Source organism: Shinella sp. 1A1, from assembly GCF_055379515.1.
Genome location: NZ_AP039671.1, coordinates 615812 through 641266, shown reverse-complemented (window position 1 = coordinate 641266; position 25455 = coordinate 615812). Strand labels below are relative to the sequence as shown.

The following is a 25455-nucleotide window of genomic DNA, read 5'->3' as shown; positions in this document are numbered from 1 at the left end:
GTGTTGCCGTTGGGGCATCCCCGTGCGCCGGGACGCCATGTCCGACGATGGCCGGCCCCTATCGGGGCGCAGCGCCTGCCTCGCTTCGTCGAGAGACAAGTAGCACCCTTCGATAATGCGGATTAGCTGCCGCAATTTGCATGGACTTATCGAGTTCGGCTATTAATGGAGAAAGCCCGTCAACCAGAGAATCCAGCATGGCCCGCGGAAATTTCAACGAACTGCTGCTTTTCCTCGCGGTCGCCGAGGAGCGAAGCTTCACCAGGGCGGCCGCCAAGCTCGGCGTTGCGCAATCCACCCTGAGCTACGCGGTCAAGGAACTGGAAGCCCGGATGGGGCTGCGGCTGCTGACGCGGACGACGCGCAGCGTGTCGACCACCGAGGCCGGGGAGCGTCTCAAGCAATCGCTCGGACCGCGCATCTCGGAGATCGAGGCCGACATCGAAGCCCTGATGGCCTACCGTGACAAGCCTGCGGGCACGGTCAAGATCACCTTGTCGAACCACGCAATGGAGAGTGTGGTCTGGCCCAAGCTCGCGCCGATCCTCGGGGAATATCCCGACATCAAGCTGGAGCTCAGCGTCGACAACTCGTTCCGCGATATCGTCCAGGACGGTTTCGACGCGGGCGTGCGCCTTGGCGAGAGCCTCGAGAAGGACATGATCGCCGTCCGGATCGGGCCAGACTGGCGGCTGGTCGCCGTCGGCTCGCCGGGCTATTTCACGGCGCATCCCGTACCGACCACGCCGCAGGAACTGATGCGCCACGATTGCATCAATCGGCGGCTGGACCGCGTGGGGGGCCTCTACGCCTGGGAATTCGAGAAGAACGAGGAAGAGGTGCGGGTGCGGGTGGAGGGCCGGTTCACCTTCAACACCGACAACGAGATGGTGAATGCCGCATTGCAGGGATACGGCATTGCCTTTGTGCCCGAGAGCTATGTCGAGGAGCATGTCAGGGAAGGACGCCTGACACTCGTCCTCGAGGACTGGACGCCGAAATTTCAAGGCTACTACCTCTATTATCCGAGCCGCCGGCAAAACCTGCCGGCGTTCTCGGTTATCGCGGACGCTCTTCGCGAGAGGGGGGCCTGAGCCTGTCGAGCCTGCGATAAGAATAAGGCCGCAGACCCAGGCGATCCCGATCAGAGGTTTTCCCTGTAGAAGGGGATCAGTTTTGCGAGCGCCTGCCCGACCGGCTCGGGCTTGTCATAGAGGTCGTAATGCGACCAGCCCTCGATCACGACCAGTTCCTTCTTCTTCGAGGCGGCACGGCCGATGATCTCGCAGCCGTCGCGATAGGCGCCAAAGGCGCCGACCTGATCGCCGACAACGACGCAGAGCGGCTGGGTCAGGAGGACTTCGGCCAGGTGGAAGGCATCCCAGCCAACGGCCGCGGCCTGATGCGAGGGCATCGAGCGATTGAGGCCGTTCGGCTGCCGGCCGCGCGGCGTGCGATAGTATTCGGTCGCCTCCAGGGGATCCCGATCCGTGACGCCGAGGCGTCGGGCCTCTGCCGGCGACGGCGGCAACAGGTCGTCGACCTTGAACTCCGCGCCGCGGGCCTCGGCCGTGCGCTGCCTGGCCATCGCTTCCAGCGCACCAATCGGATCGTAGCCGGTGAAGCCTTCACGCATCAGCCGGCCGTAGTTTGCGCCTGTGACGGTGCCGACGGCCTTGATGCGCCGTTCGGTCATCGCGGCATTGATCGAATAACCGCCACCGCCGCAGATACCGAGCACGCCGATGCGGTTCTCATCGACATAGGGCAGCGTCACCAGATAGTCGGTGACGTGGCGAAAATCCTCGACGCGCAGGGTCGGGTCTTCGATGAAGCGTGGCTCTCCCCCGCTCGCCCCCTGGAAGCTGGCATCGAAGGCGATGACGACGAAGCCTTCCCTCGCCAGTGCAACGCCATAGACATTGCCCGAGGTCTGGTCCTTGCAGCTCCCGATCGGATGGGCGCTGATGATGGCCGGATAGGTCTTCGACCTGTCGAAGTCCGGCGGAAAATGGATATCGGCGGCGATGTCCCAGGACATGTCGCGGTTGCGGATTTTCACGGTTTCCATGATGCAGTCTCCTCTTTCGTCAATTCCGATTGACTGGTGGCCGGATCGCTTCGGGCGAGGTCACATGAAGGCGGGCTTGCCGCCATCCGTTCCGGGCTTGTTGATGCCGATATTGCGATTGCCGAGAGGGCCGGACGCCTCGGCAAGCTGGACGACCACGGCCGCGACGCTCCTGCGCGACACTTCCGTTCCCTTGAACGGTTCGTTGCGTTCGGTGAGTTCGAAATCCACCTCTTCCGCATCGGTCAGCCATGCCGGACGCAGGATCGCATAATCCAGCCCGGAGGCCTCGATCAGGTCGGCGGCCTTGCGATAGGGCGGAAGATAATCGCCGATTTCGCGGTTGTTCCACTCGCCGAACTTGCCGGGCACCTCGTCGTAGATTCCCAGCGTCGTGCAGAAGACCAGCTTTTCCGTACCGGTCTCCTTCATGGCGGCGATGATCGCAGCTGCCTGCAGATCGATATCGCCTGCAAGGTTTGCATAGACGATGTCCTGCCCGGCCACCGCCGCCTTCAGCATGGCACCGTCGAGCACGTCGGCCGCGATCACGCGGGCATTGCCCGGAATGTCCCGGCCGAGCCTCTTCGCATCGCGCAGGAACAAGGTCATCGCGACGCCCTCCCGCCCCGCCAGCATGTTCACGACATGGCGGGCGATCTGGCCGCTCGCACCGAGGATCGATATCTTCGTCACGGTCATCTCCTTGCAGATTTCCCGGGAAGCGGGCACCTGCCGCTTACCATCCGTCGACAAAGATAATCCCCTGGACGGCTTCGAAAAATCCGGGCATTCTTCAATGAGTTTGAAGCCTACCTTCACAATTAGGAGCCCATGGACCGTAATCTGCTTCCCGCGCTCGCGGCATTTGCGGAAGTGGCCCGCGCGGGAAGCTTTACTCGCGCGGCCGCCCAGATGCGCATTTCGCCTTCCGCGCTTTCGCAGATCATCCGCACGCTGGAAAAACGGCTCGATGTCCGTCTGCTGAACCGTTCGACCCGGTCGGTGTCCGTCACCGAGGACGGCCGCAGGCTTCTGGCCGAGGTGAATCCGGGCCTCGCGATGATCACGGATGCGGTGGGCAATCTCGGCGCCTCGGCGAGGCGCCCGACGGGCGAACTGCGCATCAATACCTCGGGCTTTGCCGCCCGCTATTTCCTGGAGCCGCATCTCGGCGAATTCAGACGGCGTTATCCGCTCGTCCATCTGGAAATCATCATCGACGACGGCCTCGGCGACATCATCGGCGAGGGATGCGACGCGGGCATTCGCCTGCGCGAGAGCGTCAACGACAGCATGATCGCCATTCCGATCAGCCCGCCCATGGCGATGGCGGTGGTCGGTTCCCCCGCCTTCTTCGCGGGAAAGCCCCCGCCGCAGGTGCCGTCCGAGCTTGAGCGGTTCGACTGCGTGGGCTTTCGGCCCAGCAGAGGCGGCGGCCTCTATCGCTGGGATTTCACGGACCCGGCGACCGGACGACAGTTCGAGATCGCCCCGCGTGGAAGCCTCGTCACCAACAGCGACGAGATGATGATAAGCGCGGCGCTGCAGAGCGCGGGGCTCGTCATGCATATGGAAATCGCCCTGCGCGAGCATATAGCCGGCGGGGCGCTGCTGCGCGTGCTCGATGCCTGGTGTCCGCCTTTCGACGGCTTCGATCTCTATCTGCCCTCTCGCGAGCAGATGCCGGCGAAGCTTCGCGCGCTGGTCGATTTCCTCGTCGAGAAAAGGGACGCTCTTTCCGAGCCTTAGCCGCTCCCGCTCCCTCCAGCCATCCCAGGCGATTCCGATACCGGCAGAGGTCGGGGCCGCCCCTTCCGGAGGCTGGCGGCGCGTTTCGCGCGCCTCTCATGCATTCCACGTAAAGAGCCCTGTTCATTTTGTATATTTTATGCAAATCTAGCTCGACAATAGACTGGCAAGCCGCCCCGGCAAGGAACTGGCAATGACGTCAATAAACCTTTCGCTCGATCGAATCCGGTCGATTACGATGCTGGCGCTCACTCGCAACGGATTTTCGGACAAGCAGGCGCGCGCCGTTGCGGATGTCGTCACCCGGGCGGAAGCGGACGGTTGCCAATCCCATGGACTGTACCGTGTGCCGGGCTATGTCGCGGCCGTGCGGTCGGGACGAGCCAACGGGGCCGCGGAACCTCGAGTGAACATGCGGGCTCCCGGCGTCCTATATGTCGACGGCGACAGGGGTTTCGCGCCGGCCGCCTTCGAAGCCGCAAGGACCGCACTCATCTCCGCCGCGCGGCAAAACGGTATCGCGGCGCTGGCATGCGGAAACACGCATCACTTCTCCGCCCTGTGGGCGGACCTCGAACCGCTGATTGCAGCCGATCTGGTGGCATGGTGCTATGTCGTCGGGCAATGCGCCGTCGCGCCCCACGGCGGCGTGCGGCGACTGCTGGGCACGAACCCCGTGGCCTTCGGCTGGCCGCGACCCGAAGGGGGTGCCTTCATCTTCGATTTTGCGACAAGCGCCGCCGCGCGCGGTGAGGTCGAGCTGCGGAACCAGGCGGGCGAACGGCTCCCCGAGGGATGGGCCATCGACAGCGAAGGAAACCCGACCGTGCATGCCGGAAGCGCCTTGGGCGGCGCGCTTTTGCCGTTCGGCGGTCACAAGGGTTCGGCCTTGTCGATGATGGTCGAGCTGATCGCCGGCCCGCTCATCGGTGAACGCACAAGCGGCCAGGTCGCCCGCCTTGACATTTCGGACGGAGGACCTCCGCCGGGCGGCGAGCTTTTTGTGGTCATCGATCCGGGCGTGTTCGGCGTTGACGCCCGCGAGGCCGGGGAAGGCTTCTTCGCCGAAGCCTTGTCTCAGCCGGGCGTCCGGCTGCCGTCGCAGCGGCGATACGAAACAAGGAAGAGAAGCGAGGCCGACGGGGTGGAGGTTTCTTCGGCGCTCCTGCAAAAGATCGAGATGCTCGGTCACGACGCCTGAACGGGCGCGCGCCCGCTGGCTCCCCGAGCTTCGTTCTCACGCCCACGACTGCCCGCACCATCCCTGCCGGATTGGACAGGCCTCTTTCAGCATCATATAAATCAACAAATCGATTTCATGAGAGACGGGCGATACGGCATGGCAACGGTCGGCAAAGGGTTGATGCACAAAACCATGGCCGAGGCCGCTGCGTCCGCCATCCGCGAACGCATCCTCGGCGGCGCCTATCCACCGGGAATGCGGTTGCGTCAGGACGCACTGGCGGAAGAGTTCGGCATGAGCCGGATTCCGATTCGAGAAGCCCTGCTGGTTCTCGAGCGGGAAGGCATCCTCACGATGATGCCCCACCGCGGAGCCGTCGTCGTCGAACTGTCGGTCGACGAGATCGAAGAGCTCTTCAACATGCGGCTGCTGCTGGAGCCGTTCCTGTTCCTCCGCTCCGCCCCGAAGCTCACAGCCGAAGACTTCCAGCATCTTGCCGAAAACCTGGAACGGTACACGGCTGCGATGGAAGCGGTCGATGTCGACAGCTGGAACGACCTGAACACCGACTTTCACATGACGCTTTACCGGCACGCGCGCAGCCCCCGTATCCTGGCGACGGTGCAAAATCTTCTTGCGGAATGCGACCGGCATACCCGCATCCAATTGACGAATATCACGCCGGATCGAAACCGGGCGGTCGAAGAGCACAAGTCGATCCTGAAGCTCTGCCGCGAAGGCAGGTTCGAACAAGGTGCGGCGCTCATGCGCGAGCACGTCGATCACATCCGCCTCGTGCTGCTCGACCTTCTGAAGGACCGAGACGCCGGCGCCGAGACACGTGCGGCAGAGTAACGGAGATCGTCGTAAGCGGGCTCCAAGTAAAAGGAAACCTTCAAGCATGGCATTTCCGATACATGAATATCGCCATGACTGAATCCGAGCTGATTGCAGCGGGACTTTGCAAAACGATAGATGGCAGCTGTGTCCTGAACGACGTCAGTCTCTCGATCGGCCGGGGCGACATCGTCGCGCTACTCGGGCCGGCCGGCGCCGGCAAGTCGACCTGCTTCAAAATCCTGACAGGCGTCATGAGGCCTGACAGCGGGCGCATCGGGCTGTCCGGAGAGGACGTGACGAACTGGACCATCGACAGTCGCGCCCGCCTGGGGCTCGGCTATGTCCCGCAGGCGCCGGAGCTTTTCGAGCGTCTCAGTGTGAGGGACAACCTGGAAATCGCCGCAATGGCGCAGGCGTCCCAAAGAAAGGACGTGGAAGAGATACGGGATCGTGTCGTTTCGAACCTGCACCTTAAGGAAATCCAGTCGCAACCGGTGGCGCACTTGTCCGGGGGACAAAGGCGTCTGGTTGAAATCGCCTTTGCGGTCTGCACGCGCCCCCGCTTCCTTCTGCTGGACGAGCCATTCGCCGGGCTTGACCCCATCGTGGTCGAGCGGGTCACCGCGACGATCCGCACGCTCGCGGCCTCCGGCATCGGCATACTTTTGACGGACCATAAGGCACGCCTCGCCCTGACCCTCGCCGACAGGGCCGTCGTCATCGCGCATGGCGCGATGATCGCCGAGGGCCCCTCGGACTCGGTGGCGGCCAATCGCGCTGTCCGCCAGGTGTTTCTCGGGGATGGGGAAGAGGCATCGGCTTTGTTCCCGCCGGTCGCCATGCCCACTTGCAAACAGGTGGAAAAGATTTCAGTTTCGCCGGGCGCTGCAGCGCTGGAGGAGCCTTGTGAAATCATTTCGTGCGCCTGATGTGGTCGTAACCGGCAGCGGGGTGTTGTCGAGCCTCGGTCTCTCCGCCGGCCCGTTTCTTGAGGCGGTCTTTTCCGGTCAATCCTCCATCGGCTCCCTATCGGCCAACGACTGGGGCCTGCGCTTTTCCAACGCCGCGGTCATCCGGGATTTCGACCCGCTGGCGCACTTCTCGGAGCGGGATCTGAGCCAGATCGACCGCTTCGCGCAATTCGGCACAGTCGCCGCGCGCGAGGCCTGGGCGGCTTCGGGACTGGCAATGGCCACACTCGACAAATCACGGGTCGCCGTCATCGTCGGCTCGGCCAATGGCGGAATCGACGTGCTGGAGGACGGATTTCGCCGCGTCCTCGTCGGCGGGCTGACGCCGCAGCCAATGACGGTGCCCAAGGGTATGGGCAACGCACCCGCCTGCCGCATCGCCTTCGAAATCGGTGCGAGAGGCCCCGTCTTCGGCGTGACCAGCGCCTGCGCTTCCGCCGCGCATGCAATCCTCCTCGGTGCGAGCCTCATACGCGGCGGGCTCGTGGATGTCGCGGTCGTCGGCGGTACGGACTCGACGCACAACGAGGGTAGCCTGCGGGCCTGGAATGCCCTGCGCGCCGTCTCGGCCGATACGTGCCGCCCGTTCTCGACGGGTCGGCAGGGCCTTATCCTCGGCGAGGGAGCCGGCGTCCTCGTGCTGGAATCCGCAGCCCATGCGGCAAGGCGCGGCGCCGATGTGCTCGGTCGCTATCTGGGCGGCGGCATGGGGTGCGACGCCGGGCACCTCCTCGCCCCCGACTCCACGGGAATGGCCGACACCATGCGGGCCGCCCTGACCGACAGCCAGCTTGCGGCGGAAGATATCGACTATATCAACGCGCACGGCACCGGCACCGTCGCCAACGACCGTGCAGAAGCCCAGGCCATCAACAGCATCTTCGGCAATCGCGTGCCGACCTCTTCCACCAAGTCGATGATCGGCCACGCGCTCGGGGCGTCGGGCGCGCTGGAGGCGATCGTCACCATTGCCGCGCTGGACCGGGGTCTGCTGCCGCCGACGCTCAATTATCTGGGCGCCGACCCGGAGATCGACCTCGATCCGGTCCCCCATCACGCAAGGGCGGCAGACACACGCTACGCCCTGTCCAACTCCTTCGCTTTCGGGGGGCTCAATGTCGTCCTCGCCTTCGGCCGCCCGGATGCGTGACGGCGGGCGCGCCGCCGCGGTTGGACGCTGATGTTCTTTCGCGTCATCCTGAAGGACGTCCTGCTCTTCTATGCTCTCGCCTTCACGACGCTCGTCGTCATCTCGATCATCGAGAAGTTCGACTACATCGCGAGGTTTGCCATCGAATACGGTCTGGACCTTCGCAGCTTCCTCACGCTTCAGATAGCCTCGATCCCGCAGATCATGGACCTCGTGCTGCCCATCGCGACGGTGGTCACGTTCTACTTCGCACTCCTGAACGCGAGAGAGCGCCGGGAATTGATCGTCATGGCCACAGCGGGCGCCGGCCCGTCGCGACTGATGATTCTCGCAGTCATGATCGGAACGGCGGCGACGCTCGCCTCCATCCTCATCTCCGGCTTTCTCAAGCCCGCCGCGAACTACGTCTTCCGTCGCGAATATGAGCGGGCGGTCGCAGAACTCGTGACGCGGCGTCCGCTCCATCAGGCATTTTTCGAGATACCGGGCGGAACGGTGGAGGCTATTCCGGGGAAAGCCGACGACCGGCGCAGCTTCAGGCTTTACGACCTCAACGCAGACTGGCCGAAGTCCGTGCTGTCCGCCGTCTGCGACAACGGGCAATTCCGGTCGAACACGTTCTCGTCGGAAAAGTGCCTGCTGCAGAGCTACCTATTCCCTCCCCGCCCCGCAGCCACCGAAAAGGCGGCGCGCACGACAGCGGCGAATTGCGAGACATGTAGCGATCCCGGCGACACCCTGAAGGTGATCGCCACGCGGGTGGGACAGATAGGAAGGCAGATCGACCTCTCCTCCCTGCTGGCCGTGGACCAGAACCGGCGGATCGAGGAACGCTACATGCCCGACCTGCTGCGCAGCGACGACAAGGGCTTCCTCTCTCCCGAGCAGGCGCGGCCGGCCGTCAAGGCGCTGCTCGTCGCCAGCGTCAATATCTTCGCGGTCTTCTGCGCGGTGGTTGCGGTGGCGTTCACGAACCTGCGGACACGTCTTTACGCCCCCGTACTCGGCATCGTCGCGCTTCTTGCCGGATTGGTCGCGGCGGGATCGGACGCCCTTCTTCCCTCTTCCCTGCTCCAGCCGGCCGGAGCAGCGATCCTCGTCGCCTCCACCGCCGCCGCTCTGCTCGCACTCCTGCTCATGGCAATCCTGTATCTGCAAAACGCCCTGCTCGTCCCGGCGACACGGCGGGCCTGATGGCAGGCTACTCGCCGATGGCAATGGAATGGCCGCGCCAGACATAGCTGCGCCGCACCCAGGCCGTCACCCAGAGCGGCAACCCCAGCATCTCGCGCGCGAGGCTGGCGAGCGGCGTCAAAGGGCTTACGGGCCATCGACAGATGCCGGACAGGACGGTATCGACCAGGAGCCAGAGCGCGCAGGACAACAGGCATCCGGCAAGCGGCCCCAGCCCCAGCAGAGGGGCAGACAGGAGCGCGGCCACCCCCGGCAGGACGAAGGTGCCCAGCGGCTCCAGCGCGAAGATGGGGCCGACCTGCGCCTTGCGCAGTATCGCCCATCGCAACTGCCGGTCCCAGACCTGCTGCAGGCTGCGCAGGCCGAGCGGCTGCCGCACGACGAGATCGGCATAGCGCGTCTTCAGGCCGTCGCGCTGCGCCAGAAGGCTCGCGCCGCCATCCTCGGCGGCATAGGCGCGAAGTGCCTGCAGCCCGCCCCGTTCGTCATACCAGCGACGGTCGAGAAGCAGGACCTTCCCGATGGCCCAGGCGGGGGTAAGCAGGTCCGAAACGAAAAGCATGCGCGCCTGGAAAGGCCCGAGAAACGCACATTCGACATGGGCGAAGAAATTCCCGGGCATATCGCCAGCAATGGCGGCGCAAACTGGGCCGGTCCTGCCATCCAGTTTTCCTGTCAGGCGGCCGATAATATCTGGCGGCACCACGACATTGTCGTCGACGATCAGCACATGGTCGCCCCGCGCCGCCGCCCAGCCCTTTTCGAGATTGTCGAGTTTCGGGTTGGCGGAAACCGTCGCCCGCCCGGTCATGACGCAGACGTGATCCTCCCCCCGCAACTTCCGGCGCGCCAGCGCCACCGCCGGTTCGCTTTCGTCGAAGGCGCAGAAGATAATCTCGAGCGGCCGGGGCTCGATCGCCAGCAGCGCCGACATGCATTGCTCGGAGAACGGACCGACGGCATCGATGGGCGCGAGCACCGTGACGGAACCGGACGCGGCGGCCGGGCAACTTGCCTGACGGCGCGGCCGCAGCCGGTGGATGCAGTAGCCGGCGCTGAGGAGCTGGAAGGCATGCGCGGCGGCCAGAACCACGAGGGCAAGATACGGGACGACCGTCATCCGGCCCGCTCTTCCGCGCCCAGTGCGGATTTGAGAACGCCGAACGTGCGCTCGACAAGCGGCCGCGACGTATCGGCGGAGAGGAAGAAGCGGATGCGCGGAGCATCCGTCGGCACGCCGACCCGGATGACCGGAGGCACATAGATGCCCGCTTCCGCCAGCCTTTGCGACACGGCGAGCGTCGTCTCCTGCCGGTCGAACAGCAGCGGCACGATCCCCTTGCCGATGGCCGGCCCGGTCGCGATGCCCGCGGCCTGTGCGACATCGAGAAAATAGCGCGATATGACGGTCAGCCGTTCCACACGTTCCGGCTCGTCCCTCAGCATGCGCAGCGCCGCAAGGGCGGTCGCGGTGAGGACGGGCGACAGGCCCGCGCTGAAGACGAAGCCCGGCAGGGTCAACTTCAGCCACTCGATCAGAATGCGGCGACCACCGAGGAAACCGCCCATCGAGACGAAGCTCTTCGACAACGTTCCAAGCACGATATCCACCTCGTCCGGCGCGATATCGAAATGCTCGCAAATGCCACGTCCGGTCTTGCCGAGCACGCCGATGGAATGGGCCTCGTCGACCATCAGCCAGGAATTCCATTGCTTCTTCAGTTCGACCACGCGGGGCAAGTCCACGATGTCGCCATCCATGGAATAGAGCCCTTCCACGACGATCAGGCAGGCGCGGAAGCGCGCGCGCTCCCGCTTGAGAATCTCTTCGAGGTGATCGAGATCGCCGTGGCGGAAGGTGAGCATCTTCGCCCGCGATGCCTTGCAGCCGTTGACGATGGAATTGTGCGACAGGTTGTCTATGACGATGAGGTCGTTGCTCGTCATCAGGTGCGGGATGAGGGTCATGCTGACGAGATAGCCCGCCGGCAGGCAGAGCGCGGCCTGCTGTCCGAGAAACGACGCCATCTCCCGCTCGAGCTGGCGGTGGACCGTCCGCTCCCCGCCGACGAGACGGGAGGCGCCGGCCCCCGCGCCATAGCGCAGAAGTGCGTCCTGCCCTGCCTCGATCACGCGCGGATGCGCCGAGAGGGAAAGATAGTCGTAATGCGCGAAACTCGCGAAGACGCCGCCGGCCTCGTTCGTGCTTGTCTTCAATGCATCGACGGCGACGAACCAGGGGTTCTTCGCCAGGAGCAGATTCATGATCCCCGGTATCGCCCGCGTAGCCATGTCAGCCCTGCGCAGGACGTAGTCTTCAAGCGTATTGCTGTCGTTCATGGCTCTGGGGCAACCTGATGGAGACGGCCACCCCGCATGCGGGCGAGCCATGGGAAATCGAAGCGCGATTGCGGCCCGGGATCAAGAGGGAATTTCCGCCCGATAGAATCTGTATTGCTTGGCCGGCGCGCCGGCGGCCATCCGGCAGAGGGAGAACATCGGGCGGTTGGCTTCGAGCACCCAGGAAAGCTCGACCCAGTCGTATGCCCTGAGATGCGTCTTTTCCAGAAGCGCGGTGACGAGCAGCGCCAGGATTTTCGCGCCGAGCACGGACCTCTGGTATTCGCGACGGATCCCGAGCAGCGGGATCCGGAACCGGCGCGAGCGGACATCTTTCATATCCCGATAAAGCCGCCACCAGTTGAATGGCAGAAGCCGGCCGCCGAAGGATGCGATGACCTCATTGAAGTCCGGAATAATCATCGCAAATCCCACCGGCTGGCCGCCGATCTCAACCACCGCACCGAACTCGTCCCGAAAGAACGGCTTGATATCCCGAGCCATCGCCCGGACATCGGCGTCGGTCCAGGGTACGAAACCCCAGTTACCGCTCCAGGCGTCGTTGAAGATCTCCACGAACTGGCGCATTTCATCGGCAAGGCGCTCGCCCCGCGCCTTGCGAACGGTGAGTTCGCCCCCCTCCAGCGCCAACCGGGCGAGCTTGCGGATGGGCGTCGCATCGACCGAGCCGCGCACCCGGAAGGCATAGGCATCCATCGCCTTGGAAAAGCCGGCACCCTCTACCAGCCTTGCAGCATAGGGCCTCGACTGGTCCATCAGCATGGCGGCGGGTTCGTCGAAACCGTCGACCAGCAATCCCGATTCCTCATTGATCGTCAGCGAGAACGGGCCGATGACCGATCGGCATCCGCGCAGGGCAAGCCAGGCCTTGGCCGCCCCGAACAAGGCATTCGAAACATCCATGTCATCGATGCAGTCGAAGAAGCCGAAATGGCCGGCGTCTGGATCATGCAGGGCCTGGAAGGCCGGGTTGACCTGCGCACTTACGCGGCCAACCGGTCTGCCGCCCCTGTAGGCGACGAAAAAGGCCGCGGTTCCGGTTTTGAAGAAGGGGCTGAACCAACGGGCGATCCGCAAGCGTTCCTTGATGTCCAACTGGCGAATGAAATGCGGATCGTCCTTGTGAACCAGAACGGGCACGGCAACCCAGTCGGAGAACGCCGCGCCATGACCAAGCTCGCGTATTTCGATCGGGCTCACGTCACATATCCCGCTTTCGGATGGCGACGAGAATCCAGTCGGCCAAGGGGCGCGGCAGAAGGCACAGCAGGTGCAAGCCGATATCAAGCGGCAGCGGGAACCGCAGGGTCGCCCTCCCCCTCTCTGCCGCCCGCCTGATGCGCCGGGCCGCCTTGTCCGCGCTCCAGAGGAAGACCAGCCCGGGAACACCCTTCGACATCGGCGTATCGACGAAACCCGGCTCGATCAGCGTCACCCCGACGCCCGCGGGGCGCAGGAGACGCCGCAACCCGTCGGCATAGATCTCGAGCCCCGCTTTCGTGGCGGAATAGGTCGGACATTGCGGCAGGCCGGCGCGTCCCGCAAGCGAGCCGATCAGCACGATCCGCCCACGTCCGCGCGGCTTCAATCGTGCGGCGGCGGCCGTGGCCGTCGCGATCGCCGCGCCCATATTGACGCGAATAAGATCGGCGGAAACCTCCGGGTCCTCGCCATCCGGCCCGGCGACGGACGCAATGCCGCCCAATCCGGCGCAGGCATAGACGAGGTCGATCTCCCGTTCACCGTCGGCCGCGGCGATCCAGTCGGCGAGCGCCTTGCCGTCACGCAGGTCGAAGAGGGAAAGACGCACCTGCGCACCCACGGCCTTACAGAGACCGGCGACGGCCTGCAGGCGCCCGGCATCGCGCCCGCACAGGCTGAGAAGCACACCGGGGGCGGCATGTTCCCTCGCGAGCGCCGCGCCGATGCCGCTGGACGCCCCCGTGATTGCGACATGTACGAAAGCGTCAGCCATTCAGGCGTCCAGTTTCATCGAATGGGAAGAGTTTCGCCGCCTATTCCGCTTTCTGGCGGAATGCCAGCACCACGTCGGACAGCGCGTTCACGATATCGCCGACCGTCTTGGGCTCCAGGTTGCTGGGCGGATCGATGGGGCAGCCGTAGCGCTCCTCGATATTGAACACGACATGGATGATATCGATGGAATCGATCGCCACCGCGTCCGTCGGGGTATCCATCGTCAGATCGATTTCCTGATCCTGGATCTCCTTCTTCACCAGCGCCAGAATCTCCCGGTTCAACGTTTCCTTGTCGGCGATCTCGGCCGGCTTGACTGCGGACTCACTCATAAAATCGGCTACTCCTCCAAGGATACCGCCCGGCGCTGCTCTTCAGGCGGTACATGCCGGAAACGTTATATTTTCCCGCAGACCGGCACAAGCTGTCTTCCCGCTAGCTATCGCTCCCGATAAACCTGCCGCCGCTGCGCCAGACCGAAGAGCCAGAATGTCAGGGCAACCAGCGCTCCCAGCAGGAAAAGGCAGGATACGATCGAGGAGACAGGCGCGTTTTCGACGACAAGGCTCGACACGCGGATGAAGAAGTGCCCGAAATAGGCGAAGAACAGCGTGGCTGCGACGGTGACCTCAAGCCCTCGGCGGTCGAGCAGATAGGCGAAGAGGGCGCAGACCGAAATCGCCAGCAGGCCCGTGACCAGAGGCAGGAGGAAACGGATATCGCGCCAGGCAGCATAGGCCGGCGCGTTGTTCGGCACATCCCGGTCACTCGCCAGCCGCATCAGGCCGGGAAGCGGAATATATTTGGGCTCGATGGTGCGGTAGCCGAGCCATTCCGGGCTGATCGCCAACCCGATTTCCTCCGCCGCCCCGTCCCAGCCGCGCCAGAGCACCTTGCCGAATTGCGGATCCCCCATGCTACCGAGATGAACGCGCGTGGCGTTTCTGAGAACCCAGCCGCGTGCGGCTGTCGCGTTCCTTGCGATATCCTCGGCAGTGACGACGGAGCCGAGATCGCCGGCCGGGTTGAACTGGTAGATCACGGCCTTCGCGAATGACGGCTCCGGTCCATCCCGGACGACCGCCCTGAGAACGGTTCCGCCAAAAGCGAACCACCGCTCGGCGGGCGCAGTGTCGCGTTCGTATTTCCAGCCGAACTCGCCGAGGCGTTCATGCGCCAGCGTCAGATAGGCCCAGGGGCGCACCCAGTTGTCGAGCACGAATTGCGACGGGACAGCGGCGGCGGCGAGGATGATGACGGCCGTGGCCCGCCGGCCGAACGACAAGCCCGCGGAGCGCACCATGAGCAGCCGCCCGCCCCGGGCATGCATCGCCTCCGACCAGACAAGCCCGAGCAGCAGGGAGATGCTGAACGCCTGCGCCGCGTTGTCGAGAAGCCGGCAGAGGATGTAGAGCGCGCAGGCCCTGGCGCCCGCCGCAAAACCGGCAGCGGCCTTTTCCTGCCAGATAACCCCGATCTCGACCGCGAAATTCAACGCGGTGATCGCCGAGACCACGATGACAAGGACCAGAACGCAGTATCGAAGATGCTGGCGGAGCATGTATCTTGTATATGCGCTCATCAAGCCGCCCAGTGCCAGACTTCGACCGCCACACGCTATTCACGCGCGCCGTTCCATGGAAGTGCCTGCATTGATGAACCCGTGATGTGCTGATAGCAATAGTTCGCCGCAACGCCCCCCTCCGAAAACATGTCCCGCACGATCAGCTTCGACCTTTCCCACCTGACAGCGCGAACGACCTGGCCGTTTGCCGACGGCATAACCAATGTCGACCTCGCCTTCGGACGACATTTTCTGGCCGCCTCGCCGGAGACTTTCGTGCGCTATGGCCTGAGGGGACCGGTGCAGGTCGACGCCTGGTATGCAAAGCGCGTCATCGAGCTGGCGGACCGGATCATCTCGCCTGTCTCCAGGGCCGATGAAAACCATGGGCTGGATATCCTGAAGCATGCGCTTGAGGGCGGCACGCCCCTCGTGTCCCGGGCTACCCAAAGGATTACGCGCCATCTCGGCTTCGTGACGGCGGGCGCAGGCAAGCTCGCCGCCCTGAAGACCCGCGAATTCGTGACGTCTCGCCGGCGGGGCTTGCGGGAAAACGCGGTCTACCTGAATGTCGGGCAGTTCCTTTTCGAACATGACTGGCTGTTCCAATGGCTGCCCCGCAGGCCGGATGTCCGGGCCTGCTTCCTCATCCACGACCTGTTGCCGCTCGACTATCCGGAATTCTTTCTGCCGATAGAGGCCCGCGCGTTTCAAAAACGCATCGCCATGGCGCTGAACCGCGCCCATGGCTTCGTCGTGACCAGCGCCGCCGTCGCCGAACGTCTTGAAGAGGAGCTTCGGCGACGGCATCTGCCCGGCAGGCCCGTCCTCGTCCAGCCCCTTCCCTCGCCGCTGGAGCGCAGTGTCACCGGCAGCCTCGACGATGCCGGTCTGGCGCAAACTCGCTATTTCGTGATGATCGGCACGCTGGAGCCGCGCAAGAACCACCAGATGCTCCTCGCCCTCTGGCGGCAGATGGCCGAACGGGATCGCACCGCCGGCAAGACCCCGCCCAAGCTTGTGCTGGTCGGACGCAACGGCTGGATGAATGCGCATATCCGCAACGAGATCGAGCGCGGCGGCTTCATCAAGCCCCATATCATCGAATCTCCGCATCTTTCCCAGAGCGAACTCAGCCGCCTGCTCGCCAATGCCCGCGCACTCCTGATGCCCTCCTTCGCCGAAGGTTACGGGCTTCCGCTCGTCGAGGCCCTGTCACTCGGCACCCCTGTCGTCGTGACGGACCGGCCGGTCTTCCGCGAAGTCACCCAGCAGAAGGCGCACTACTGCGGCGCGCTCGACGGCGCGGCCTGGCTGGAGGCCATCGACGCGCTGGCCGATCCCGCCTCGGCGCGGTCCCTCGACCTGCGCGCCGCCGCCCGGCAATTCAAGCCGCCGCGATGGTCGGGGTATTTCGACGCCATCGAACGCTTCGCGCGGTCGCTCTGAGATGGGGCAGGCCGTCGCGGAATTCCTCGGCACCGGCGTGCTCGCCTTTGCCCTTATGGGCGGGCTGGCCTTCCTGATTGCCGGAAGTGCCGTGCGCCGGGTCCGCCCGGAACAGAATGCCACGCCACCCGGCGTCGCAGACCGCCCCTTCAGAACCGTCACCGTCCAGCTTCCCCTCTTTAACGAGGGAGCCGTCGCGCTCGACGTCCTGAGGGCGGTCTGCGCGCTCGACTATCCGCGCGCCTTCATCGACATCCAGATTCTCGACGATTCGACTGACGACACCCCCGACCTGCTGATGCCGGAAATCGAGACGATGCGGGCGCGGGGCCACACGATCCTTTATCTCCGGCGGAGCGAGCGAACCGGCTGGAAGGCGGGCGCCCTTGCGGCGGGCCTCCAGAACTCCAAAGCCGAATTCATCGCGATCTTCGACGCGGATTTCACGCCTCCGCCCGCTTTTCTCCTATCGGCGCTTGTCCGCAGTCCCGCCTTCGACGACGCATCCGTCGCCTTCCTTCAGGGCCGCTGGACCTTCCGGAATGCAGACCAGAACTACCTGACACGCGCCCAGGCGCTTCTGCTCGACTGGCAGTTCCTGATCCAGAAGCCGGCCATCCGGTCCGGGCAATTGAGCTCGACGTTCAACGGCTCCGCAGGAATCTGGCGGCGCAAAGCCATCGAGGAGGCGGGCGAATGGCAAACGGATACACTGGCCGAGGACCTGGATCTCAGCCTGCGTGCCTCGCTTTGCGGCGGCCGTGGCGTCTATGATGAATGCCTGACCTGCCCCAGCGAGCTTCCAACGAGCCTATTGTCCTATCGCCTGCAGCAGCGCAGATGGGCAAAAGGGACCGCACAATGCCTTCGAAAAGCCCTGCCCCGATACATGCGCGCCGCGAGTTTTCGGCAGGTCAGGAGCCTCTTTGCGGCGGCGAGCCTTGCGCTCTATCCCCTGCTTCTCGCCGGGCTTGTCCTCTGGCCGATGCTATGCCTGTGGATCGATCTCCGGCTGCTGGAAGCCGCCGGGATGGCGATCCTCCTCATCGCCTTCGCGCTCATCCTGTCAGGGCCGTTCTCCGCCGCCGCCGTTTCCGGCCGCGGGCGCAATATCCGTACCGGACTGGATGTAATCACGGCAACGGCGCTGACCCTCGGCTCCCTGCCGAACAATTCGCTGGCATTCCTGACGGGGCTATTCGGCGGCAGGGGCGTTTTCGAGCGCACGCCGAAAAACGGCTCGGCAGCCCTCCCCCGCCCGCCGCGCACGGTCCAGAAACCGCACCCGACGCTCGTCATCGAAACCGTCGTCGCGGCCCAGATGGCGTGGGCCGCCTGGAGCCTCTGCGCCGCCGGCCGGGCGCCGCTCGCCTGGCCTTGCCTTATCTTTCTTACCGCCCTTTCGGGCATTATCGCCGGCCAGATCGCTGCCTGGCTCCGCGCTGTCCTGGCACGCGGATGACAGGGCAAATCTCAGCTCGCCCGGGAAATGCGCTGCAGCGCCGCCCAGATATCCGTCGCCACATGCTCCCAGGTCCGCATCGGCATGCCGGCAATCATCGCAGTGCGGGAAGCGAGACGGTCGGGATCGAGCAGACGCTCCACGGCCGCTTCAAGACCGCCGATATCCAAGGGATCGACATAATCGACATAGTGCGCGGCAACTTCCGGCATGGCGCTGGCGCGCGACGCGATCACCGGCCGCCCGAACCAGAGCGACTCGCCGATGGGCAGGCCCCAGCCTTCGTAAAGGCTGGGGTAGACGGAAAACAGGCAGTTGCGATAAAGCGACGCGAGGACGTCATCGGTCGGGGACTCGATGATCGTCACATGACCGGACAGGCGCTTCTCCCGCATCAAGAAGGCTTTGAAATCCTCGTTGAGCCAACCTTGCTTGCCGGCGAACACCAGCCTTGGAAGGCCGCGGCCATGGCGCGCCAGCAGATTGGCCCAGGCTTTCGCCAGCACGAGATTGTTCTTCCGCGCCTCCAGCGTCCCCACGCACAGCACATAGCCGCGCTCGCCCTCCTTGGCCGGCGCACCTGCCCCCGACCGGGGAAAGCCGACAAATTCATGGGCATGCGGAACCACCTCGACCGGTAGAGGCCTTATGCCGCTCCTGACGAAAAAACCTTCCAGGTCCCGCCGGGTGGACTGGGAGCACGTCAAGAAGCATGCGGAGATTGCGCTCATCCGCCGGAGCCACCGCTCAAACCTGTCGGCAAGACGCGGATCCTCGACAAGGTGGGGCATTACCAATGGAATGAGATCGTGGACGAACACCACGATCCTCACACCGGTTTCGGCATGAATTCTCTCAAGCTTGCGGACATATCCCTCGAAGGCCCAGATACCGCCGGGGAAATAGAGCACATCGTTCGAGCCGAAGATCGGGCGCTGCCATCCGGGGCCACTGGAACGCCAACCGGATGCTGCGATCTTCCATTGGCAGTCCAACCACACCCGCAGCAGCCTCATGATACGGACCGCCTGCGCCGGGAAAGCCTCGCCGGCTTTTGTTTTGCCGATCTCCGGCAGATGTACGACATTGAAGTGGGAACAGAAACGTGCCGCGTCGGACGGGCCAGACTGAAAGAACTCGGTTCCCGTCGCCAGGATGCGCGGCATCTCGACATGGCGCGCGACGAGCTTGAAACCGGACGACCCCGCCAGATCGACAAGTTTCGCCAGCGTTTGCATGCTGACCCGCTGTATGCCGGTCACATGCGTTCGCTCACGGCAGAAAGACATCAAGTCCGATATGTCGACGTAGATCATGAACGCGACCACAACAAAGGCTGGCAATCCATCCTTCGGAACTCACACGAATTCGAAACGCTCGCTACTATCCTTCGCATTGAGAATATCCTCCTCGTAGGCGGCGCAGACCTTGGCTGGATCGCCCTGCATGCGCACCACGCCGCGATCAATGAAGACCGCCCGGTCGCATATCTCGCGTGTCAATTCCGTGCTGTGCGAGACGAAGAGCAGCGTGCCTCTCTTTCGGAAGTCATGGATGAAGTCGAAACACTTCTTCTGGAACGCAGCATCACCGACGGCCAATGCCTCATCTACCACCAGGATGGTCGCATCGGCCTGCGTGCAGACCGCGAATGCGACGCGAGCCTGCATGCCGGACGAATAGAACTTCACAGGCTGATCGAAAAAGTCGCCAAGGCCGGCGAAATCCGCGATCGCATCCATACGCGCCTCCAGTGTCTTCCGTCCAACGCCGAGAATGGCTCCGGAGACAAACGCATTCTGGCGACCCGTCAAATCAAGATCGAAGGTGGCGCCGAGCGCAAGGATCGGCGCGACATTCCCCTTCACCCTGAGATCGCCGGTCGTCGGCGCGGTGATACCACACACCATCTGGAGGAACGTCGTCTTGCCCGAGCCGTTTCGCCCGACAAAGCCGACGCATTCGCCGCGGCGAATGTCGAGGGTCACGTCGCGCAGGGCCCAGTATTTGCGATGAAAATCACGGAAGCGGCCGAAGAGCGCCTGCTTCATGCGATCCTCGTAATGGTCATAGATATTGTAGGCCTTGCCGACATTTAAGGCATGGATGACGATGTCGTCAGATAACGTCGACGAGGACATCTTTGTACCTTGTGAAGATGACATTCCCGCCAGCAAAGACCAGCAGAGCCCCCAGCGTGGACACGCCGTAGAGCCAGGGCGAAGGCATAAGACCGAACACCATCGTATCCCGCACCATCTCGACGACCGGGGTCAGCGGATTGAGATAGGCAAGCATCCGAACATTCGCCGGCAATTGCTGCACCGTGTAGAATACGGGAGTAACGAAAATCAGGATCGGTGAGAACGAGACGACCAGATAGGCGAGGTCACGGGTGAACGCCCCGATTGCGGCCAGCCCCAGAGCCAATCCCACCAGAAACAGCGTCAGCGGTACAATGATGAACGGCAGGAACAGGGCGGTGAGCGGTACGGCATGGCGGAAAAGCAACAATGCAACGACGAGCACGGCGCTTGCCACGCCGGCATAAACGAGTGCACGCAAGACCGCTATCCAGCCAAGAAGGGCGGACGGAAACAGCGAGCGCTTGATGAACGCCAAGTGTTCATGCATCAGGAGCGGGCCGCGCCCAAGTATCTCCATCGCCAGATTGAATACGATGAGGCCGGCAAACACCGACAACGCATCCGGAGCCTGAAAGCCAGCCGCCTGCGCGAAGGCGGCGGAGAAGGTGGCCATGTAGATACCGAGCATAACGAGCGGCGCCATCACTGCCCATGCTTGCCCAAAGAGAGAGTTGACGAAGCGGACTGCCAGCTCCCTCCGTAAAATGACCAGAAGAAGCTCTCTGTACCGGAACGGAATCAATAGAGGCGCGACGAATACGCTGTAAAAGTCGAGCGCCCATCTCTTGCGGCTTTCGGATGTACTTTCGTAAACGCGCTCCTGCATGAACCATGCTCTATTCGCTTTGGAGAGAAAACTCAAGGGAAAGTGGCAGTAACACACGGATCGGGAAATGGAGACCGGCACAGAAGTGCCTTGGCAACTTGCTAAATCAAAGAAGATTCATGGCTCTCTGGCCTGAAGCTGCTTCATTATCACCGCGTAGAATACAATTTCGAGATTTCCCCTCTTTCTTACGCAATTTGTCTCAAAAATCCGAAGCAAAACAGAACGGTCCGCCAGGGAAATTCTATCAAGCGTCTGACTTCCTAATAATCAGACCGAAGCATGTACAGGGGAAGCCATCGATCGCGAGCTTGAGGTGAGCAGGATTCTCCCGCTGCCCCCTGAGTTGCCCATGGCCCGACAAACGGTCCCAGTCATAAGGGGGGATATCGATAAAGTTGTCGAGAGGACCGTCGCCAACATCGAAGTCCAATGGGGCAACCCAATGGCCGCGGGCCCGTAGGCGGCCGGCGATCTCCTCGAAATGTTTTCGCTGGAAGAGAACCGTCATCCAGTTATCGAGCGTCGGCCCATCGCCCGCAATATTGAATTCGGTCGTGTGCACGGCAAGGCCACCAGGCCTCAACACCTGAAGTGAGTTCTCTATGAACTTCAGGCCGTGCTCGATCGAACCAAGATGCTCCAGCGAACAGATGGACCAGCAGAAATCGTAATTTTCCAGTGTTGGCGGAATGGCATTCATGTCCACATATTGAAGGCGGACATTTTCAGCGAAGAGCGCGCGATCGACCAGGTCGGGGTAGAACAGTTTCTCGATAGTTGAAGAGTGCTGCCCCGTCTCGGCCCAGCCAAGGCCTGCGACTTTCTCCGGCTCAAGGTCGGTTGCGGTGACGGCCACGCCCTGGGACGCGAGAAAGCTGGGAATTGGCTCCTCGCCGCATGCAAAGCCAATACCCCTGCGTCCCGGTCCGAGCATGCCTCCGTCGTGCAAGGCCTGAAGCAGAAAACAATATTCCCAAATCTTTCGATGATACGTGACAGGAATGTTAAGTCGGGAGCACCAGTAGGCGAACCACGGCGCCTCCACGTCCGCTTGAAGGGTCGCCTTCGATTTCAATGGCATGTCGGTCAGCATACCGGTTGCCACGGGACGTTGTTCCGCCAATTGCCGCGCAAGAAGATAGCCGAAGTTTTTTATGTTCCAGTTGATGATACCTATATCTTTCGTCTGGGCCCACAAAGGGTTGATATTCGGATGCCCGTTCGGCTTGACCAGGCGAAGGTGCTCATCCGTCAGCCATCCCAGTTTCCTCCCGAGAGAAAACGACCGCAGCGATGAGAGTATCCGGCGGGCAGCGCTTTGAATTCGCGATGAGTTTAATTTAAACATGGAGTGAATTTTCAAAAGTGCCCCTGGAAGAATTTACCGGATCGTCGGCAGCAAGGATCGTTTCGACCACAGTTCTTGCGGTGCTTTCCCAGGTCGTGCTTTTATACTCTGCTGCGATCTTCTGGGTGAACGCGTTCCGCAATGGCTCGTCGAAGATAAAGGCTTCAATAGCCTGAAAGATTTCCTCAAGGTTGTGAGGATCGACATATCTGCACAGCGCGCCTCCAACCTCGGGAATCGATGTGGCCTTTGAAGCGACGCAAGCCTTTCCGAACATGAGGCTCTCCGCGACGGGAAACCCCCATCCTTCTGCGAGAGAAGGGAAAACTGTAAACAGGCAATTTTCGTAGTATCGAGCCACGGCTGCATCATCCGCGTCCTGGACGAACCTGACGCGTTCCGACAGGATTTCAGATCGCGCGACCATCGCGTGGATATCGGCATGTCCGATCGAATCCTTGCCGATCAGGACAAGATCCGGAATGGCCTCGCCATGTTCCTTGATGAGCCTGTTCCAGACAAACAGCAGCGCCATCTGGTTCTTCCGCACGTCGATCGAGGACACCATCAGCACGAAGTTTCGCGTTGTGACAAGCTTCGTTTGATGCGCTCGAGGAGCTGGAGGCCGATTGAGAATCGGATCTCCAAATCGCAAGACTTTGATCGGCTTCCCTTTGATGCCTGCCTTTGCGAGATGGTCTTCAAGCGTTGACGCCGTCACCATCGAATTGACAAATATACCTTCCGAGGCCCTGATTAACCGCTCGATCTTGTCCTGCCACCCGGTAACGTAATCCCCCGAAAACCAGCTCCTATGCGAAACAGGAATAATGTCGTGAACGAGGACGTGCAATTTCAGGCGATGGGAAAAAGACACATCGATCAGCCTGTTTACATGACTATCGTTCTGCCAGAACGCGCCCAGGAAAAGGATGCTGTCACCAGCTTTAAAAGCGCATTCTTCCTGCCTGCGAGGCTTCCGAAATTTTGACAGCAGTGCCCCGAAAATTTCGGCACCTTTCCTAAACAGGGCCGAATTCAAAACAATTTTTCTCGTTATATTTCCCCTCACCGCCCCCTCAGAGCGAGTTCTGCACAGAATATCTCCGGCCTCTATTTCCCGAAAGGAGCCGGTTCTTTCATCAAAAGCGATCAGACGAACCATATCATATTCGCTTGAGATCGGCTCTATAATACTTACTGCGACCCGCTGAATTCCCGTTACCGTATCGCAGCGCAGGAAATACTCATGAATGTCGGAGACATCGATCCAAATCATCTGGTTATCCAATTTCCACGCATCAATCTCCCAATTGAACATGAAAAATCAAGGACGGTTAAGCTGCTTCATAACCTGACACGATTGTGGGTGTAAGCTCTCGTATCCATTCACGCAACGAACCGACGCCCAATTGGAACAGGTCTGCCGACTTCGCCCTTGAAGATTTCGGGATGCGCATTGAGCGGAACTCTTGAGGCCGCCCCTGCCGCAACAAACATTCCCGGTATGCAAAAGCCCCGGGGACCGTTCGATCACCGGGGCTTTGTCGATTTGGTTGCGGGGCTCGACTGCATCTCGCCGCCTAGCGCCCCTATGGGTCTATCCCGGTATCAAAACCCCATCGGTGCGGCGTCCAGCAGGCTCGGTTTGCCATGTGCCAGACGGTAAACGGCGAAACGGCGCTCTACGCGGCCTTGTGCGTCGAAGCGAAAGACGCCAGTGGCGCCTGCAAAACCCGATGTGGCATGAAGGGCGTCGGCCGTCAGCGCCTGATCTCCCTTTGCCTGCACGATGCCTGCCGCAACGGCGACCGCATCGAATGCATAGGCGGCATCAAGGGACAAGGGCCGGCCATAGGCCTCCTGGAAGGGCTTGGAGATGCGTTTCAGCGCGGTCTGATCCACCAAGGCCAGCATCGCGCCTTCCAGCGCCGGTTCGGCATAGCTACTGGCCGGCCAGGTCGCCGTGCCGAGGAACGGAACGTCCGCCGGCAGCGCGCCGCCCTGGCGAAGGATGGGTGCAATTACCTTCGGCGCATCCTCGCCGATCAGCAGCACCGCCTGCACGCTGGCGAGCTTGGCGAGGCTCTTCTTGCCGGCTGGCGAACTCGGATCCGTGACGATGTCGAGAAGGTTGGCACCAGCCTTCTTCAGGCCGCTACGCAGGCGCTGCGCCTCCACATCGCTCAGGTGCCGCGAAGCGACCGCCATGATGTCTTTCCGCCCGGCACCCGCGGCATAGGCGGCCACCTCGATGAGGCCATCGACCTCATCGGAAATGATGGCGCCGCCACCTGCCACCGGCTCGCTGGCCAGAAGCACGACAGCGGATCCGCTTGCCGCCGCAGCAGCGGCTCCCGAAAGGGACGGCGGTCCGATGAAGAACTTCGAGCCGCCGGCAGCCGCCTTGCGGACCTCGCCTGCGAGATCCCCCGTGCTCGAACGCAGATCGTGCACGGAAAGCGCCAGCTTGCCGGCTCCAAGTTTCTTGGCTGCCAGTGCCGCGCCGTCCCGATAGTCGTCGGCGGTGCCCGGCATGCTGCGATCGATGAAGAGATCGACATGGGCGCTGCCCGATCCGACACGCGTGGAAACGTCGGCCGCCGCATGGCTTTCGTGCGCGGCGCTGTCCAATGCCTCAGGCGCCGAGCCCGACTGACAGGCGGCCAACAGTGCGACCGCAAGCGAGCAGGCGCTGAAAACGCGGCAACCGCGAAGAAGAACGCGCATGGATCAGTTCATGTATTGAAGCATGCGCGAATGGAAACACTCGCACTTGTTGAGCCAGTCCTCGTCGCGATAGCTCGCCTTGAGATAACCATAGGCCTTGCCGCAGGCGACCTTCGCCTCTGAAGCCCAGGTAAAGGCCGGCTGGCGCGAATTGATCCAGCGGGGATCGTCGGCGACCCCCACGGCCTCGTTCATCAGCCGCACCACCTCGTCGGAAAGCGCTTTGTTGTTCTGCTGGCCGGCAAGGGTCGAGCCCGTCGCCAGCGCACACTGCGCATACCCTTCACCAATGTCCGCAGCCTGAGCCGTCACGCTTCCTGCCAGCAGAAGCCCCGCGGCAAGAGCCTTTCGCATCGAAAACATGAAATCCCCCGGAAGACTGAAAAGCCTCATTTTCGCTTATTCTAATTTTACACTCGTTTCAACA

Annotated in this window: 24 protein-coding genes; 9 read left to right on the top strand and 15 right to left on the bottom strand. The window is 62.6% G+C overall.

Annotated elements, in window-relative coordinates:
• Positions 1-197: 197 nt before the first annotated feature.
• Positions 198-1094: a LysR family transcriptional regulator gene (locus ACZ48C_RS03215; RefSeq protein ID WP_464782161.1), complete on the top strand. Its 897-nt coding sequence runs from the start codon at positions 198-200 to the stop codon at positions 1092-1094.
• Between the two features lie 50 nt (positions 1095-1144).
• Here the strand turns inward: ACZ48C_RS03215 and ACZ48C_RS03210 are convergent, their stop codons facing one another.
• On the bottom strand, positions 1145-2071 hold the full coding sequence (locus ACZ48C_RS03210) for an alpha/beta hydrolase (RefSeq protein WP_454634718.1): 927 nt from the start codon (positions 2069-2071) through the stop codon (positions 1145-1147).
• 60 nt (positions 2072-2131) lie between these two features.
• Positions 2132-2773 carry an SDR family oxidoreductase gene (locus ACZ48C_RS03205; RefSeq protein ID WP_245424880.1) on the bottom strand — a complete coding sequence of 214 codons (642 nt, stop codon included), beginning with the start codon at positions 2771-2773 and terminating at the stop codon, positions 2132-2134.
• Positions 2774-2905: 132 nt separating this feature from the next.
• Between ACZ48C_RS03205 and ACZ48C_RS03200 the strand changes: the two genes are divergently transcribed.
• The 6 genes from ACZ48C_RS03200 to ACZ48C_RS03175 all read left to right on the top strand — a co-directional run bounded on the left by ACZ48C_RS03200 (position 2906) and on the right by ACZ48C_RS03175 (position 9161).
• Positions 2906-3823: a LysR family transcriptional regulator gene (locus ACZ48C_RS03200; RefSeq protein WP_464782160.1), complete on the top strand. Its 918-nt coding sequence runs from the start codon at positions 2906-2908 to the stop codon at positions 3821-3823.
• A gap of 193 nt (positions 3824-4016) precedes the next feature.
• The gene (locus ACZ48C_RS03195) at positions 4017-5024 is read left to right on the top strand and encodes an Ldh family oxidoreductase (protein ID WP_464782159.1); all 1008 of its coding nucleotides are present in this window, start codon (positions 4017-4019) and stop codon (positions 5022-5024) included.
• A 138-nt stretch (positions 5025-5162) separates the two neighbouring features.
• Positions 5163-5861 carry a GntR family transcriptional regulator gene (locus ACZ48C_RS03190; RefSeq protein WP_454634712.1) on the top strand — a complete coding sequence of 233 codons (699 nt, stop codon included), beginning with the start codon at positions 5163-5165 and terminating at the stop codon, positions 5859-5861.
• 74 nt (positions 5862-5935) lie between these two features.
• Positions 5936-6775 (top strand): LPS export ABC transporter ATP-binding protein, encoded by an 840-nt coding sequence (gene lptB / locus ACZ48C_RS03185; protein WP_464782158.1) that lies wholly within the window; start codon positions 5936-5938, stop codon positions 6773-6775.
• The gene (locus tag ACZ48C_RS03180) at positions 6753-7967 is read left to right on the top strand and encodes a beta-ketoacyl-[acyl-carrier-protein] synthase family protein (RefSeq protein ID WP_464782157.1); all 1215 of its coding nucleotides are present in this window, start codon (positions 6753-6755) and stop codon (positions 7965-7967) included. Before lptB ends, ACZ48C_RS03180 begins: the two co-directional genes overlap by 23 nt.
• Positions 7968-7997: 30 nt before the next feature.
• Positions 7998-9161, top strand: coding sequence for an LptF/LptG family permease (locus ACZ48C_RS03175; protein ID WP_464782156.1), 1164 nt, complete (start codon positions 7998-8000; stop codon positions 9159-9161).
• A gap of 7 nt (positions 9162-9168) precedes the next feature.
• On the opposite strand, the gene ACZ48C_RS03170 is transcribed toward ACZ48C_RS03175, so the two are convergent.
• From ACZ48C_RS03170 to ACZ48C_RS03145, 6 genes are all read right to left on the bottom strand, one after another.
• Positions 9169-10281, bottom strand: coding sequence for a glycosyltransferase (locus tag ACZ48C_RS03170; RefSeq protein ID WP_464782155.1), 1113 nt, complete (start codon positions 10279-10281; stop codon positions 9169-9171).
• Positions 10278-11501 carry an aminotransferase class I/II-fold pyridoxal phosphate-dependent enzyme gene (locus ACZ48C_RS03165; protein WP_464782154.1) on the bottom strand — a complete coding sequence of 408 codons (1224 nt, stop codon included), beginning with the start codon at positions 11499-11501 and terminating at the stop codon, positions 10278-10280. Before ACZ48C_RS03165 ends, ACZ48C_RS03170 begins: the two co-directional genes overlap by 4 nt.
• 81 nt (positions 11502-11582) lie before the next feature.
• Complete coding sequence (locus ACZ48C_RS03160) at positions 11583-12722, bottom strand: hypothetical protein (protein WP_464782153.1); 1140 nt, start codon at positions 12720-12722, stop codon at positions 11583-11585.
• Position 12723: 1 nt separating this feature from the next.
• A complete protein-coding gene (locus ACZ48C_RS03155; RefSeq protein WP_464782152.1) occupies positions 12724-13497 on the bottom strand; it encodes an SDR family NAD(P)-dependent oxidoreductase in 774 nt (257 codons plus the stop codon).
• Positions 13498-13537: 40 nt separating this feature from the next.
• Positions 13538-13831, bottom strand: a complete 294-nt coding sequence (locus ACZ48C_RS03150; RefSeq protein ID WP_424548392.1) for an acyl carrier protein — start codon at positions 13829-13831, stop codon at positions 13538-13540.
• Positions 13832-13938: 107 nt separating this feature from the next.
• Positions 13939-15081 (bottom strand): LptF/LptG family permease, encoded by a 1143-nt coding sequence (locus ACZ48C_RS03145; RefSeq protein WP_464782151.1) that lies wholly within the window; start codon positions 15079-15081, stop codon positions 13939-13941.
• Positions 15082-15210: 129 nt separating this feature from the next.
• Between ACZ48C_RS03145 and ACZ48C_RS03140 the strand changes: the two genes are divergently transcribed.
• Together ACZ48C_RS03140 and ACZ48C_RS03135 are read left to right on the top strand one after the other, a co-directional pair.
• Entirely contained in the window at positions 15211-16512 is a 1302-nt protein-coding gene (locus ACZ48C_RS03140) for a glycosyltransferase family 4 protein (RefSeq protein ID WP_464782150.1), read from the top strand.
• Positions 16513-16567: 55 nt separating this feature from the next.
• Entirely contained in the window at positions 16568-17974 is a 1407-nt protein-coding gene (locus ACZ48C_RS03135) for a glycosyltransferase family 2 protein (protein ID WP_464782149.1), read from the top strand.
• 11 nt (positions 17975-17985) lie between these two features.
• On the opposite strand, the gene ACZ48C_RS03130 is transcribed toward ACZ48C_RS03135, so the two are convergent.
• The 7 genes from ACZ48C_RS03130 to ACZ48C_RS03100 form a co-directional block, all read right to left on the bottom strand.
• On the bottom strand, positions 17986-19290 hold the full coding sequence (locus ACZ48C_RS03130) for a glycosyltransferase family 4 protein (RefSeq protein WP_464782148.1): 1305 nt from the start codon (positions 19288-19290) through the stop codon (positions 17986-17988).
• A 42-nt stretch (positions 19291-19332) separates the two neighbouring features.
• Positions 19333-20025: an ABC transporter ATP-binding protein gene (locus ACZ48C_RS03125; protein ID WP_464782147.1), complete on the bottom strand. Its 693-nt coding sequence runs from the start codon at positions 20023-20025 to the stop codon at positions 19333-19335.
• 67 nt (positions 20026-20092) lie between these two features.
• Positions 20093-20947 (bottom strand): ABC transporter permease, encoded by an 855-nt coding sequence (locus ACZ48C_RS03120; protein WP_464782146.1) that lies wholly within the window; start codon positions 20945-20947, stop codon positions 20093-20095.
• Positions 20948-21194: 247 nt separating this feature from the next.
• A complete protein-coding gene (locus ACZ48C_RS03115) occupies positions 21195-22298 on the bottom strand; it encodes an SAM-dependent methyltransferase (protein ID WP_464782145.1) in 1104 nt (367 codons plus the stop codon).
• Positions 22291-23577 carry a glycosyltransferase family 4 protein gene (locus ACZ48C_RS03110; RefSeq protein ID WP_464782144.1) on the bottom strand — a complete coding sequence of 429 codons (1287 nt, stop codon included), beginning with the start codon at positions 23575-23577 and terminating at the stop codon, positions 22291-22293. The genes ACZ48C_RS03115 and ACZ48C_RS03110 overlap by 8 nt, the downstream gene beginning before the upstream one ends.
• A 332-nt stretch (positions 23578-23909) precedes the next feature.
• Positions 23910-25028, bottom strand: coding sequence for a type 1 periplasmic-binding domain-containing protein (locus ACZ48C_RS03105; protein ID WP_464782143.1), 1119 nt, complete (start codon positions 25026-25028; stop codon positions 23910-23912).
• A gap of 3 nt (positions 25029-25031) precedes the next feature.
• Positions 25032-25391 carry a hypothetical protein gene (locus ACZ48C_RS03100; RefSeq protein WP_464782142.1) on the bottom strand — a complete coding sequence of 120 codons (360 nt, stop codon included), beginning with the start codon at positions 25389-25391 and terminating at the stop codon, positions 25032-25034.
• Positions 25392-25455: the final 64 nt, after the last annotated feature.